The organism is Xanthomonas sp. WHRI 6106 (genome assembly GCF_040202405.1).
Classification (GTDB): Bacteria; Pseudomonadota; Gammaproteobacteria; order Xanthomonadales; family Xanthomonadaceae; genus Xanthomonas; species Xanthomonas cannabis.
Window position 1 is genome coordinate 1 of sequence record NZ_JBEGFC010000012.1, and the last position, 14,155, is coordinate 14,155.

A 14,155-nucleotide genomic window follows, 5' to 3' on the forward strand; every position below is an offset into this window, starting at 1 on the left:
CACCTCCATCCGCCGTAGCGTCTTTCCGTGTAGCGAGCCGCCCATCATAGCCGGCTTTTTCGTTTCGTCAACACCTTAATTTCAGGGAGTTTCCGAACCCTTTCTGCTTTGGCGCCGCGCTTGCAGGCCGTTGCGTCGGGGGAGGCGAACTATATGCCCAGAGAACGGATTTGGGAAGGGTTTTGTGAAAAATTTTTCACTAAGCTGCCAAAAACTTGCGCTATGGCTCACGCAACCCCGGATCAGCCTCTCGCACATCTACGAATTCACCCTCTCTATCTAATGGCGTGGTTCGTACAACCGTCAAGGTTGCCGCCCTACAGCAACCTCGAAGTGCTCCAGGCCAGTCACGAGTCAGGCACTCACGAGCGACACCCGGGCGAAGTTGCGTTTGCCTACCTGGATGACACCTTCGAAGCCGTGGGCGAAGACGCGGCTGGCATCTTCCATCACTTCGCCGTCGATCTTGACCGCGCGCTCCTTGAGCTTGCGGGTGGCTTCGGAATTGCTGGGCGTCAGGCCGGCGGCTGTCAGCAAGCTGGCGATGCGCAGGCCTTCGGCCGGCACGACCACTTCCTGTAGCGGCAATAGGCTGGTGTCGCCCTGCCCTGTCACTACGGCGTGCCAGCCGGCAATGGCCTGCTCTGCGGTGGCCGCATCGTGGAAGCGCGTGGCCAGTTCGCGCGCCAGACGTAATTTGACCTCCCGCGGGTGCAGCTCGCCGGAGGCAACCTGTTCCTTCAGACGCGCGGCCTCGGCCATGCTGATCTCAAAGGACAGCAGATCGATCCAGCGCCAGGTCAGCTCATCGCCGATCTTCATGGTCTTGGTGACGATGTCGATGGCCGGTTCGTTGATGCCGATGTAGTTGCCCAGCGACTTGGACATCTTGGCCACGCCGTCCAGGCCTTCCAGCAGCGGCATGGTGATCACGATCTGCGGCGCCTGGCCGTAGTGCTCCTGCAGGCCACGACCCATCAGCAGGTTGAACTTCTGATCGGTGCCGCCCAGCTCGACATCGGCTTTCAAGGCGACCGAGTCGTAGCCCTGTACCAACGGATAGAGAAATTCGTGGATGGCGATCGGCTGCTGGCCGCCGAAGCGCTTGGCGAAGTCGTCGCGCTCGAGCATGCGCGCCACCGTGTGCTGGGCGGACAGCTTGATCATGTCCGCCGCGCTCATCTGGCCGAACCACTCGGAGTTGAAGCGCACTTCGGTGCGTTCGCGGTCCAGGATCTTGAAGACCTGCTCCTCATAAGTACGTGCATTGGCCAGCACGTCCTCGCGGCTGAGCGGCTTGCGGGTGACGTTCTTGCCGCTGGGGTCGCCGATCATGCCGGTGAAGTCGCCGATCAGGAAGATGACCTGGTGCCCAAGCTGCTGGAACTGCCGCATCTTGTTGAGCAGCACGGTGTGGCCCAGGTGCAGGTCCGGCGCGGTGGGATCGAAGCCGGCCTTCACCCGCAGCGGCACGCCGGATTTTAGTCGCGCTTCGAGCTGATCGAGCTTGAGGATCTCTTCGGCGCCACGGCCGATGAGTGCAAGGGATTCTTCGATAGTGGTCAACCACAGACTCCAGCGGCGCTTGCCGTCAAAAACGTGAATGATGTTAAACGCGGGTTAATTTCGCGCCAAGTGAAAATAATGAACAGGCTCAATGGTTTGACGCGCTGTTACAGGCTGTCTATGGTACCGGCGATTGGGCTCGCACTTCGAGCCAGCGAGGAATTTGAACGATGCAGAACTCAGAGCAGGGCCGTGCACGCAAGCGGCGCTTTCACGAACGCCTCCACGTCCTCCACGACACTGCACTGCATCGCAAGCTCAAGGCGCATCTTCCGGCGGCCTTCAATGACCGTTGGACACGCCGCCATTGGATCCACGCCAGCCTGTTCGCCACCATCGGTGCGTTGGTGGCCACCATTGTGCCGGGCTTTTCCAACGCCATCGACACGCCACTTTCCAGTCATTCGACGCTGGCATTGCCGTTGCCGCCGCTGGTGCCCAGCCGCAAGCAACTGGCGCCAAGCACCGATTGGGAGATTCTGCAGGTCAAGTCGGGCCAGACGCTGAGCACCTTGTTCGGCGAGCTGGGAATCCCGACGGCGGTGATGTATCAGGTACTGGCGCATCCGGGCACCAAGGAGGCGCTGACCAAGCTGCGTCCCGGTACTGAAATTGCGTTTGACATGCCGACACCCGGCCAGCTGCGGGCGCTGCGCTTCGATCGCGATGACAGCCACCGGGTGGAACTGCGCCTGCTGGGCGACAGCGTGCGCGAGAATGTGACCGAGCGGGCGACCACCACGCGCACGGTGGTGGCCAGCGGGGAGATCAGCAGCTCGCTGTATGCCTCTGCCGGAAAATCCGGGCTGTCGCCGGCGGCGGTGGCGGTCATGACCGATGAAATCTTCAAGTACGACATCGACTTCGATAAAGACCTGCAGCCGGGCGACCGTTTCAGTGTGGTGATGGACGAGACCTGGCGCGAAGGCGAGCGGATCAGCACCGGCGACATCCTGGCGGCGACCTTCACCACCGGTGGCAAGACGTACACCGGCTTCCGCTTCGAGCGCGCCGGCAAGCCGGCCGAGTATTACGACATCACCGGCCGGCCCTTGAAGAAGAGCTTCATCCGCATGCCGGTGGCTTATAGCCGGATCAGCTCCACCTTCGGTGCGCGCAAGCATCCGGTGCTGGGCACCATGCGCATGCACAAGGGCGTGGACTATGCGGCCGCTTCGGGCACGCCGATCATGGCGGCCGGCGATGCACGGGTGGTGTTTGTCGGTACCCAGCGCGGCTACGGCAATGTGGTGATCCTGGATCACGGCAAGAACTACAGCACGCTGTACGGGCACATGTCGCGCTTCGGCAAGATCAAGGCCGGCCAGCGCATCAACCAGGGCACGGTGATCGGCTATGTCGGCATGACCGGCCTGGCGACCGGCCCGCATCTGCATTACGAATTCCGCGTGGCCGGGCAGCAGCGCAACCCGATGTCGGTGACGATGCCGCCGCCGGAGCCGCTGCAAGGTGCCGAGCTCGCGGCCTTCAGGGCGCAGACGGCGCCGGCCCTGGCGCGAATCGAAGGCATGGAAAAGTTGATCTATGCCGACGCCGCCAAGCCGGCCAAGGGCAAGTCGCGCGGTTGAGCGGCTGCGGCCAGGCAACCGAGGCAGTTGCTGGAACGGTGACGCGGCGCGGGCCGCGCAGAACGCCGGCCACTGTATGCGGTCACGCTGGGTGGCTGATCCATCCGCAGCCACCGCTGTGGTCTGCTGGTGTTGTAAGCGCCGGTAGCTTCCACACCCTGCACTGGTCTCACCGCCCTCCGCCGCTGCCTAGGTGCGATGGCCGGAGAGGCCTGGGACTGCGGGGAAACTCTGCGCCGCCGTGGTCCTGGCGGCACGCGTCCCGAGGTGAGGTCCGGTGGCGACGCGGGTATCGCACATCAGTGTCGCGCGCGAGACCGGTTGACGGACCTGGCCGGGCTGCACAAGCTGGCCGACCGTGCATCTCTGGCTTCGGCATGTCTGTCCTGGAACGCGTTGACTCTCCGCTCTATCTTGGCCTGATGTCGGGCACCAGCGCCGATGGCATCGATGCGGCCCTGGTGCGTTTTGCCGATGACAGCCACCGCCGCTGCGAACTGGTTGCGGGCACGACCGTGCCATGGGCGCCGCCGCTGCGCGATGCCCTGATCGCACTGGGCCAGGGCGCCGAGACGTTGGCCATCGATGCACTGGGGGAACTGGATGCGCAGGTGGGGCTGGCCTTTGCGGACGCCGCCAACCGGTTGATCGCAGAGAGCGGCGTTGCGCGGCAGCATATCCGCGCGATCGGCTCGCATGGGCAGACCATCCGCCACCGGCCCAAGGCCGACCCGGCCTTTACCTGGCAGATCGGCGATGCCAGCCGGATTGCCGAGCATACCGGCCTGACCACGGTGGCCGATTTCCGCCGCCGCGATGTGGCGGCCGGTGGCCAGGGCGCGCCGCTGATGCCGGCCTTTCACCTGGCCATGCTGGGTGCGGGCGATGAGGATCGCGCGGTACTCAACCTGGGCGGCATCGGCAACCTGACGCTGATTCCGCGCGATGGCACGGTACGGGGCTTCGACACCGGGCCGGCCAATGCGTTGCTGGACAGCTGGTGTCAGCAGCACCGCGCCACGGCCTTCGATGCGGATGGCCTGTTTGCTGCCAGTGGGCACGTCGATTCGGTCCTGCTGCAGGCACTGCTGACCGACCCGTGGTTTGCGTTGGCACCGCCAAAGAGCACCGGGCGCGAGCAGTTTCATCTGGCCTGGGTCCGGGAGGCGATGGGCGGCGCGGCGCTGCAGGCGGCAGATGTGCAGGCGACCTTGCTGGAACTCACGGCGGCCACGGTGGCCGAGGCCTTGCTGCGCCTGCAGCCGCGGACCCGGCGCGTGCTGGTGTGCGGCGGCGGCGTACGCAACCCGGTGTTGATGGCCCGCCTGGCAGCCCGGTTGCCGGGCGTGGTGGTGGAATCCAGCGCGCGGCACGGGCTGGATCCGGACTATCTGGAAGCAATGGGTTTTGCCTGGCTGGCGGCCGAACTGCTGGCCGGACGCCCGGCCAATCTGCCCTCGGTGACTGGGGCGGCGGGGCCAAGGCTGCTGGGGGCGATCTATCCGGCGTAAGCGCAACAGCGGGCCGAACGGCCGCGCCGCTGCGCCGGTGGTGGCTGCTTGCGCACGTGCATGCATGGTGTGTCGACCGGCGCTGCCGCTGGACCGGACTACGGTTGACGCGGCAAGCCGCTGGCGATGGTCTGTCCGTCTGGCTGCGTGAACTGCGCGAGCGGCCGGCAGGTAGACTCCTCGTCAGCGCCATCGCCGATCGTCCGTCTTCCGGGTCGGCGCCGTATGGTCCGCGTCAGCACCACCGGCATCCGTTGTCAGGGGTTGTTGCCCGCCGGCAGCGCCTTGAGCGCGGCGATCGCTTCGGCCAGGGCATCGACCTCCGGATGCTGCAAGCCACCGGTGACTTCATATTCGCTGGCGAACAGGCCTTGTTCGAGCAGATGCATGACGGTCTGGTGCTGGGTCCAGCCACGTGCGACGGAAATGCGACGGATGCGGTCCACCAGCAGCGGATCGATGTCACGCAACACCAGATCGGTCATGCCCTTCCTCGTGCGATGGATTGCCCCGCCGGCATCATCGGCAACCTTGGCGGACGTTTCAATCCGGTCGGCGGTCGTGGGCCAACAGGCGCGGCCATAGCCAGGCCAGCAGTGCCAGGGTTGGAATCACGGTGAGCGCGCTGAGGATGAAGAAAGTGCTGTAGGAGGTCGACTGCACCAGAAAGCCGGAAACGCCGCCGGCAAACTTGCCCGGCAGATTGGCCAGCGACACCAGCAAGGCGTACTGGGTGGCGGTGAAATTGCGATTGGTCAGCGATGACATGAAGGCCACCAGCACGGTACCGGCGAATCCCTGGAACAGGTTGTCGGCACTGAGCGCGGCATAGAACGCCCACAGCTTGCCGGGATTGTGCGCCATCAGCAGGAAGGCCAGGTTGGACAACGCCACGCCCAGGGTGGCCACCAGCAACATCCGCCGGAAGCCGTATGCGGCCACCGCCGCACCGCCGGCAAAGGCGCCGACAATCCCGACCCAGACGCCGAAGAGTTTGGAGACGGTGGCGATGTCGGCCTTGGTGTAGCCGGAGTCCAGATAGAATGGCCCGGCCATGACCCCGATCACCTGGTCGGGGAACTTGTATAGGCCGACAAACAGCAACAGCACGATCGCCAGTGCCAGACCATTGCTGGAAAAAAAACTCGAAATGGGCTGCCAGAATGCGCCGGCGACATCGACGCGGCGCACCACCGTGATGTCCGGTCGGTCCGGCTCACGGCAGACCAGGGTCGTGATGATCGGCAGCAGCATCAGCGCCGACATGCCCACATAGGCCCAGGTCCAGCCGAGATATTCGGCCATGTACAGCGCACCGGCGCCGCCCAGGATCAGGCCCACGCGATATCCCAAGGTGTAGGTTGCCGCCAATGCCGCCTGGGCGGTCTCCGGCGCGATCTCGATGCGATAGGCATCGACCACCGAATCCTGGGTGGCGCCCCAGAACGAGGCAAACAGGACCCAGCTCACCAAGCCGGTCACGCTCAACTCTGGACGCGAGAAGGCCAGCGCGGCCAGGCCGATGGTGACGCCGATCTGCGCGATCAGCAGCCAGGACCGGCGCCGGCCCAGGAAGGCGGTGAGCGGAAACGCGTAGCGGTCGATCAGCGGTGCCCAGAGGAACTTGAGCAGATAGAAAAAGCTGGCCAGGCTGATCAGGCCGATGCTGCCCAGGTCCAGACCGACATCGCGCAGCCGGGTCGACAAGGTCTGCGAGGCGATCAGCAAAAACGGCAGCCCGCTGCCGAAGCCGAGCAGTGCCATGGTCGCCGCCGATGGCGTGGTGAAGGCCTGTCGGATACCGCGCAGGCCTTTGTAACGTTGTGCAGGCTTGGTCATGCGTGCGGCCGCTGGACGCGGTCAGCGGGCGAGACGAGGCCGCCATTGTGGCCAGCACCTGCGCGGGCCGGGTTGGCGGAAGCGAACATTGCGCTCGGTACCGGAGGAGCTGCGAGGGCAGCGTGGCCCACGGCGCAACGGCGGCGCCCAAGCGGCGCGACGTTTCTCGTTGCGGATACCTGCGGACTGCGCGCAGCCGACTGCCCGGTCGCCCCGGCACCGTCGCGCTGCCCTACTTCAGCCAGCCACGGGCGCTGACTCACAGCGCGTAATCCACGATGTAAGGCGCGTGGTCGGAGAACCGCTCTTCGCGGTAGATCGCGCAGGCCTGCAGTGCCTCGCGCAGGCCAGGGGTGACCAATTGATAGTCGATGCGCCAACCGACGTTGTTGGCGCGCGCCGCGCCGCGGTTGCTCCACCAGGTGTAGTCCTGGCCTTGCGGGTGCAGGACGCGGTAGCTATCGACCCAGCCGCGGCCTTCGGCGGCGTTGGCGTCGTCTGCCGCGTCGGCGCACAGGCCGTTGAGCCAGTCGCGCTCGGGCGGCAGGCAACCGGAATTCTTCTGGTTGGACTTCCAGTTCTTGATGTCCAGCGCAGTACGCACGATGTTCCAGTCGCCGCACAACACGTACTGGCGGCCGCTGGCCAGCCACTCGTCCAGGATCGGACGCAGCCATTCCATCACCTGGAACTTGTAGCCCTGGCGCAGCTCGCCCGAAGAGCCGGACGGGATATAGAAAGAGACCACGCTGAGGTTGCCGAAGCGCGCCTCGATGTACCGGCCTTCTTCGTCGAACTCGGGCCAGCCCAGGGCGGTGCGCACTTCGTCGGGTTCGCGCTTGGCATAGATCGCCACGCCGCTATAGCCCTTCTTGGTGCTGGCATCGCGAAACCAGGCCTTGTAACCGGCCGGCAAGAATTCCGGCCCGGCCAGCTGATGCTCCTGCGCCTTGGTCTCCTGGATGCACAGCACGTCGGCATCCTGGGTGGCGAACCAGTCGAAGAACCCCTTGCTGGCGGCCGAGCGCAGGCCGTTGGCATTGAAACTGATGATGCGCATGGATGAGGAGCCGGGATTCGGGAATGGGAATTGGAGATTCGTGAAAGCGTACCGCATCAGCGGATGCCGCAAGGCGCGACCGGCTATGCTTTCCAATCCCGAATCCCTACTCCCCAATCTCGTCACCATGACCAACCACCGCACCCGCTTCCTGCAGCTGGCCCTGGGCGCCGATGCCCTGCGCTTTGGCGAGTTCACGCTCAAGTCCGGGCGCGTCAGCCCGTACTTCTTCAATGCCGGGCGGTTCGATTCCGGGGTCAAGACCGCGGACCTGGCGCAGTGCTATGCCGATGCGATCGATACGGCCGGCGTGGAGTTCGACCTGCTGTTCGGCCCGGCCTACAAGGGCATCCCGCTGGCCACCGCACTGGCCTGTGCCTATGCCGGGCGTGGGCGTGACCTGCCGCTGGCGTTCAACCGCAAGGAGGCCAAGGACCATGGCGAAGGCGGCACCCTGATCGGCGCGCCGCTGGCCGGGCGCAAGGTACTGATCGTGGACGACGTGATCACCGCCGGCACCGCCATCCGCGAGGCCCTGGGCATCATTCGCGCCGCTGGCGGTACGCCGGCGGGCATCGTGGTGGCGCTGGACCGGCAGGAGATCGCCTCCGAGCAGGATCGCCGGTCGGCGGCGCAGGCGGTGGCGGCCGAGGCCGGTATTCCGGTGATCGCAGTGGCCAACCTCGCCGATCTGCTTGCTTTTGCGGAAGGAAACGCCGACCTTGTCGGCTACCGGGAACCGCTGCTGGCCTATCGAGGCCGCTACGGAACCGACACCACAGGCTGATGGCAGGCGACAGGGGGCTGCGATGATGCCGAGACACACACGTTTGGCATTGCTCGCTGCCGTTGCGGCAGCCGTCGTCATGGCCCCTGGCCTGGCACAGGACAAGCCGACGGCCAAGAAACTGTATTGCTGGAACCAGAACGGCGCCCGGGTGTGCAGCGACACGCTGCCACCGGAGGCGGTGAACCAGGCGCGCGACGAGTTCAACGTCAAGAGCGGGCTGCGCAGCGCCGAGGTGCAGCGCGCGATGAGCAGCGACGAGCGTGCTGCCGCTGCGGCCAGCGAGCAGCAACGCCAGGCCGATCTGGCCGCCGAGCAGATGCGCCAGCGCACCGACCAGGCGATGCTGATGTCGTATCAAAGCGAAGACGACCTGCGCCGGGTGTTCAATGAGCGCATCGCCATCGTCGACAACAACATCCACACCGCGCGCTTCAATGTGACCAGCCTGCGCGAAGGGCTGGCCAGCATGCTGCGCACGGCCGGCGACCGCGAACTGGCCGGCCAGGCAGTGGCCGACAAGCTGGCTGGCGACATTCAGCAACGCCATCGCGAGCTGATGGCGCAGTTGCGCCTGCAGACCAGCTTCGAGCAGCAACGGGTGGCGCTGGACGGCGAGATCGCCGACATCCTGCAGCGCTACCGCGCCATGAAGGAACCGCCCGGCGGCGCTCCGCCCGCCGGCTGAGCGGCGCCCGTCATTCCCGTCCAGGCGCACGGTCGCTGCGGGCGGCATTTCCCGATCCGACGCCCTGCCCGCATAATGGCCGGTCTTACTCCTTGCCCACGAGGCTCTCCCGCATGGCCCGGATCATCGCCATTGCCAACCAGAAGGGCGGCGTCGGCAAGACCACGACGGCAGTCAATCTGGCGGCCGGCCTGGCGCGCGCGCCCAAGCGTGTGCTGCTGGTGGATCTGGACTCGCAGGGCAATGCCACCATGGGCAGCGGCATCGACAAGCGCGATGTGGCCGCGTCCACCTGCGATCTGCTGCTGGGCGAAAACACCGCCGCCGAGATCCGGGTCACCGCGCCGGAAGGCTTCGACCTGCTGCCGGGCAACATCGACCTGACTGCCGCCGAGATCCAGCTGATGGACCAGGGCGAGCGCGAACAGCGGCTCAAGCGCGCGCTGGCGCCGATCCGCGACGAGTACGACTTCATCCTGATCGACTGCCCGCCGGCGCTGTCGCTGCTGACGCTCAACGCGCTGACCGCGGCCGATTCGATCATCGTGCCGATGCAGTGCGAGTACTACGCGCTGGAAGGACTCACCGCGCTGCTGGAAACCATCGAAGCGCTGCGCGCCAACCTCAACCCGGCGCTGGAAATCGAAGGCGTGCTGCGCACGATGTTCGACATCCGCAACAACCTGGCCAACGCAGTGTCGGCGGAGCTGACTGAGCATTTTGGCGACAAGGTGTTCCGCACCATCGTGCCGCGCAACGTGCGCCTGGCCGAGGCGCCCAGCCATGGCCAGAGCATCGTCGGTTACGACCGCAGCTCCCGGGGCGGCGTGGCCTACCTTGGGCTGGCCGGCGAAATCGTGCGCCGCCAGAACGACCGTAACAAGGCCGTCCGGCCCGTGGAGACCGTCTGATGAGCAAGCCGCCTCTGGCGAAGAAGCGCGGCCTGGGCCGTGGCCTGGAAGCGCTATTGGGACCGAAGGGCGCAGCAGCGGCAACGGCACCCGGCGCCACCAGCGACGACGTGCTGCAGCCGGGTGACACGTTGCGCCAGTTGCCGGTAGGCCAGCTGCAACCGGGCAAGTACCAGCCGCGCCAGGAGATGGACGAGGTCAAGCTGGCCGAGCTGGCCGAGTCGATCAAGGCGCAGGGCGTGATCCAGCCGATCGTGGCGCGCGAGCTGGCGCCGGGGCAGTTCGAGATCGTGGCCGGCGAACGCCGCTGGCGCGCCTCGCAGCTGGCCGGGCTGACCGAGGTGCCGGTGGTGGTGCGCGAACTGGACGACCGCACCGTCATCGCGATGGCGCTGATCGAGAACATCCAGCGCGAAGATCTCAACCCGCTGGAAGAAGCGCAGGCGCTGCAGCGGCTGATCGACGAATTTTCGCTGACCCATGCCGAGGCCGCTGCGGCGGTGGGCCGCTCGCGGGCCTCGGTGTCCAACCTGTTGCGGTTGCTGGAATTGCCGGTGGCGATCCGGGTGCTGCTGGAAACCCGCCGCCTGGAAATGGGCCATGCGCGGGCGCTGCTCACGCTGGCACCGGAGCTGGCCAGCAAGCTGGCGCAGGAAGCGGCCGACCAGGGCTGGTCGGTGCGCGAGGTCGAACACCGTGCGCAGCAATTCGCCGCCGGCAAGGTGCCCGGTTCGCTGCGCAAGGGCAAGCCGGTGGCCGCGGCCCCGCAGGCCGATATCGCCTCGCTGCAGACCGAACTGTCCGAGTCGCTGGGCACCAAGGTGGTGTTCAACCATGGCCGCGGCGGCAAGGGCAAGCTGGTGATCCATTACACCGACCTGGACACCCTGGAAGGCGTGCTGGAACGTCTGCGCGCGCAGCGCGGCTGATCGCGGCTGCACATCCAACAGGATCCTCGTCGGCAATGAATCCCGCCAAGGTGGACCGCCAGCATCTGCTGCAACTGACCGACCTGCCCAATGTCGGGCCGGCCTGCGAAAAGGACCTGCGCCTGATCGGTATCCGCGTGCCTGCGCAGCTGCGCGGTCGCGATGCCTACGACATGCATGCACAGCTCTGCCTGCGCACGGGCGTGCTGCACGACCCCTGCGTGATCGATGTGTTCCTGTCGATCGTGCGTTTCATGGAAGGCGAGGCGGCGCAGCCGTGGTGGAAGTTCAGCGCCGAACGCAAGGCCAAGCTCGCCAGCGAAGCGCCGCTCGCCCTGCGGTGAACGACCACGCATGGCGCGTTGCCGTCCTTCGCTGGAGCACCGCATGAGCCGCGCCCACCGCGAGCCGAGCCTGGCGCCCTGCGCACTGCAGGCACGTCAGCAGCATCAACCCGCCGGCGCCGCATGCAGCCATGCCTTTGGCGGCTGGCGCATGCAGATCGATCGCACCGGCCTTTTGTTTCCGCATTTTTCAGGATCACAGCCATGACCATCCTCGTCACCGGCGCCGCCGGTTTCATCGGTGCCTACACCTGCCGCGCGCTGGCCGCGCGTGGCGACACGGTGGTGGGTCTGGACAACTACAACAGCTACTACGATCCGCAGCTCAAGCACGACCGGGTTGCCGCGTTGTGCCCGGACATCGATCTGCGCACGCTGGACCTGACCGACCGCGATGGTCTGGCGGCGCTGTTCGACGAGATCCGGCCCACCCGCGTGGTGCATCTGGCCGCGCAGGCCGGAGTGCGCTACTCGCTGGAAAACCCGCATGCCTACGTCGACAGCAACCTGGCCGGGTTCGTCAACATGCTGGAGCTGTGCCGGCACCGCGGCGTACAGCACCTGGTGTATGCCTCCAGCAGCTCGGTGTACGGCGATTCGGCCACGCCACCGTTCTCCGAAGACCAGCGCGTGGACCAGCCACGCTCGCTGTATGCGGCGACCAAGGCCGCCAACGAATTGATGGGCTACACCTATGCGCAGTTGTACGGCCTGCGCGCGACCGGGCTGCGCTTCTTCACCGTGTATGGCCCGTGGGGCCGGCCGGACATGGCGCCGCTGCTTTTCAGCCGCGCGGTGCTGGCCGGTCGCCCGATCGAGGTGTTCAACCACGGCAGGATGCAACGCGACTTCACGTTCGTGGACGACATCGTGGCCGGCGTGCTCGGCGCGCTGGACGCGCCAAGCAGCGAGCCGATACCGCACCGGGTGTTCAACCTGGGCAACCACACCCCGGTGGAGCTGGAATATTTCATCGACGTGATCGCCCAGGCCGCCGGCCGGCCGGCCGACAAGGTCTACCGGCCGATGCAGCCGGGCGACATGATCCGCACCATGGCCGACACCCGGCGCGCGCAGGCGGCGTTCGGCTTCGACCCGGCCACGCCGGTCGAACGCGGATTGCCGCAGGTGGTGGACTGGTGCCGCAGCTACTTCGGCGAGCGCGCTTAGAGCGACTGACAACGCTGCTGCGCAGCCGCCAGGCGGGTCCGGCCGGTGCCCGGAATCGGCATGATCTGCTCGTACTCCGGTCCCTGCGCGCCGTCCGCACTCACCTGGCCACTGTTCACCATGTCTAGTCCCTCTCGGCCCTGGTCGGGATCGGTGTGTTGGCGGCTGCCGGAGGCGCGCAGCAGTGGCTTGCAGTGGCTGACCGGCGTGGTTTTGGGCTGCGAGGCGACATCACATGGCCATCTTGCCGCCTCTCGTCGCCCGCGCAGCAGCTGATCGCAGGGCAGACCGCGGTGCAAGACCCTGGCGTGGCTGCGCTGACACGGCATGATCCGGGTATTGGCCCGCGCCGTTGCCGTCTCTGCTTGCGCCCAACCACACGCTACAGGCCGCTTGCGGGTCGCAGCCCGGCACATGAGGTGTGCTTGCTTCATGCCTGACTCAGACAGTCAGGGCACAATGCGCGATCTTTTTCGCTCAGCCTTCATCCGGCCACCACGAATCCATGAGCCAACCTCAGCTTTCCGTCGTCGTCCCGGTGTTCAATGAGCGCGACAACGTCGCGGCCCTGGTCGAGGAAATCACGCGCGCCTTGCGCGGGGTGGTGGCCTTCGAAATCGTCTACGTCGACGACCATTCGCGCGATGACACCCTGGCGGTGTTGCAAGGCCTGAAGGCCACCACGCCGGAGCTGCGCGTGCTGCATCACGTGACCCAGAGCGGCCAGAGCACGGCGGTACGCAGCGGGGTCAAGGCCGCGCGCGCCAGCTGGATCGCCACGCTCGACGGCGATGGCCAGAACGACCCGGCCGACATCCCCAAGCTGCTGATCGCGCGCAGCCAGGCACAGGCGCAGGTCAAGTTGTTCGCCGGGTGGCGGGTCAACCGCCAGGACTCAGGCTCCAAGCGCTGGGCCAGCAAGTGGGCCAATGCGATCCGCTCGCGCATGCTGCAGGACAACACGCCCGACACCGGCTGCGGCATCAAGCTGTTCGAGCGCGAGGCGTTTCTGGACCTGCCCTATTTCGACCACATGCACCGCTATCTGCCGGCACTGATGCAGCGCGCCGGCTGGCGCACGGTGAGCGTGCCGGTGAACCACCGCCATCGCACCGCCGGCGTGTCCAAGTACAACAACCTCAATCGCGCCCTGGTCGGTATCCGCGACCTGCGCGGCGTGGCGTGGCTGATCACCCGCAGCAAGCGCACCGTGGTGGAGGAACGTTGATGGATCCGTCGTTTCTCGATCAACAGCTGACCTGGCTGTACTGGACCGGCATCCACGTCACCGGCTGGAAGCTGATCGGCTATGTGGGCGCACTGATGTTCGGCGGCCGCTGGCTGGTGCAGTTCGTGGCCTCCAAGCGCGCCGGCAAGCCGGTGATCCCGCGCCTGTTCTGGTACATGAGCGTGGTCGGCAGCCTGATGACGCTGAGCTACTTCGTGTTCTCGGCCAAGCAGGATTCGGTGGGCGTGCTGCAGAACCTGTTTCCGGCATTTACCGCGTTCTACAGCCTGTATCTGGACGTGAAGCATCGCGGCTGGAAGCGCGATCGCGCGGCGCATTGATGTGTTGCCGGGATTGCGGACGTGCGCGGTCACCGGCGCAGGCGATGGCCGTGCGGGCGGGATAGGCGTCGCCAAGCCGCAGGGGTTGATGGACGTCTGAGGGCGCGATCGACGCTTGGCATGTGTTGCGGTGCGGGCGCGTTGGCCAGACGCGTGGCGTCTGCCGCGGTCCGGTGCGGGTGCCGACTGTGT

General features: G+C 66.2%; 14 protein-coding genes. 10 read left to right on the forward strand and 4 right to left on the reverse strand.

Annotated features, from left to right (window positions below):
* Positions 1 to 354 precede the first annotated feature (354 nt).
* Positions 355 to 1,566: a tyrosine--tRNA ligase gene (gene tyrS, locus ABQZ09_RS16245; RefSeq protein ID WP_184557668.1), complete on the reverse strand. Its 1,212-nt coding sequence runs from the start codon at positions 1,564 to 1,566 to the stop codon at positions 355 to 357.
* A gap of 170 nt (positions 1,567 to 1,736) precedes the next feature.
* On the opposite strand from tyrS, the gene ABQZ09_RS16250 reads away from it, so the two are divergent.
* On the forward strand, positions 1,737 to 3,155 hold the full coding sequence (locus ABQZ09_RS16250) for a M23 family metallopeptidase (RefSeq protein ID WP_179456629.1): 1,419 nt from the start codon (positions 1,737 to 1,739) through the stop codon (positions 3,153 to 3,155).
* Between the two features lie 377 nt (positions 3,156 to 3,532).
* Positions 3,533 to 4,666 carry an anhydro-N-acetylmuramic acid kinase gene (locus ABQZ09_RS16255; RefSeq protein ID WP_349777381.1) on the forward strand — a complete coding sequence of 378 codons (1,134 nt, stop codon included), beginning with the start codon at positions 3,533 to 3,535 and terminating at the stop codon, positions 4,664 to 4,666.
* A 257-nt stretch (positions 4,667 to 4,923) separates the two neighbouring features.
* On the opposite strand, the gene ABQZ09_RS16260 is transcribed toward ABQZ09_RS16255, so the two are convergent.
* From ABQZ09_RS16260 to ABQZ09_RS16270, 3 genes are all read right to left on the reverse strand, one after another.
* Entirely contained in the window at positions 4,924 to 5,151 is a 228-nt protein-coding gene (locus tag ABQZ09_RS16260) for a hypothetical protein (RefSeq protein ID WP_047692723.1), read from the reverse strand.
* Between the two features lie 58 nt (positions 5,152 to 5,209).
* Positions 5,210 to 6,505, reverse strand: a complete 1,296-nt coding sequence (locus ABQZ09_RS16265; protein WP_349777382.1) for an AmpG family muropeptide MFS transporter — start codon at positions 6,503 to 6,505, stop codon at positions 5,210 to 5,212.
* Positions 6,506 to 6,764: 259 nt separating this feature from the next.
* Positions 6,765 to 7,565 carry an exodeoxyribonuclease III gene (locus tag ABQZ09_RS16270; RefSeq protein ID WP_349777383.1) on the reverse strand — a complete coding sequence of 267 codons (801 nt, stop codon included), beginning with the start codon at positions 7,563 to 7,565 and terminating at the stop codon, positions 6,765 to 6,767.
* A gap of 127 nt (positions 7,566 to 7,692) precedes the next feature.
* Between ABQZ09_RS16270 and pyrE the strand changes: the two genes are divergently transcribed.
* The 8 genes from pyrE (at position 7,693) to ABQZ09_RS16310 (ending at position 13,963) form a co-directional block, all read left to right on the forward strand.
* Complete coding sequence (gene pyrE / locus ABQZ09_RS16275; RefSeq protein ID WP_349777457.1) at positions 7,693 to 8,352, forward strand: orotate phosphoribosyltransferase; 660 nt, start codon at positions 7,693 to 7,695, stop codon at positions 8,350 to 8,352.
* A gap of 22 nt (positions 8,353 to 8,374) precedes the next feature.
* Positions 8,375 to 9,040: a hypothetical protein gene (locus tag ABQZ09_RS16280; RefSeq protein ID WP_184557681.1), complete on the forward strand. Its 666-nt coding sequence runs from the start codon at positions 8,375 to 8,377 to the stop codon at positions 9,038 to 9,040.
* A gap of 113 nt (positions 9,041 to 9,153) precedes the next feature.
* Entirely contained in the window at positions 9,154 to 9,951 is a 798-nt protein-coding gene (locus ABQZ09_RS16285) for a ParA family protein (protein ID WP_039413394.1), read from the forward strand.
* Positions 9,951 to 10,880 (forward strand): ParB/RepB/Spo0J family partition protein, encoded by a 930-nt coding sequence (locus tag ABQZ09_RS16290; protein ID WP_039413397.1) that lies wholly within the window; start codon positions 9,951 to 9,953, stop codon positions 10,878 to 10,880. The genes ABQZ09_RS16285 and ABQZ09_RS16290 overlap by 1 nt, the downstream gene beginning before the upstream one ends.
* 35 nt (positions 10,881 to 10,915) lie before the next feature.
* Positions 10,916 to 11,224, forward strand: a complete 309-nt coding sequence (locus tag ABQZ09_RS16295) for a helix-hairpin-helix domain-containing protein (protein ID WP_003489070.1) — start codon at positions 10,916 to 10,918, stop codon at positions 11,222 to 11,224.
* A 204-nt stretch (positions 11,225 to 11,428) separates the two neighbouring features.
* A complete protein-coding gene (locus ABQZ09_RS16300; RefSeq protein ID WP_184557684.1) occupies positions 11,429 to 12,394 on the forward strand; it encodes an SDR family NAD(P)-dependent oxidoreductase in 966 nt (321 codons plus the stop codon).
* 505 nt (positions 12,395 to 12,899) lie between these two features.
* Positions 12,900 to 13,622 (forward strand): glycosyltransferase family 2 protein, encoded by a 723-nt coding sequence (locus ABQZ09_RS16305; RefSeq protein WP_166744870.1) that lies wholly within the window; start codon positions 12,900 to 12,902, stop codon positions 13,620 to 13,622.
* On the forward strand, positions 13,622 to 13,963 hold the full coding sequence (locus ABQZ09_RS16310; protein WP_228313575.1) for a lipid-A-disaccharide synthase N-terminal domain-containing protein: 342 nt from the start codon (positions 13,622 to 13,624) through the stop codon (positions 13,961 to 13,963). Before ABQZ09_RS16305 ends, ABQZ09_RS16310 begins: the two co-directional genes overlap by 1 nt.
* Positions 13,964 to 14,155: the final 192 nt, after the last annotated feature.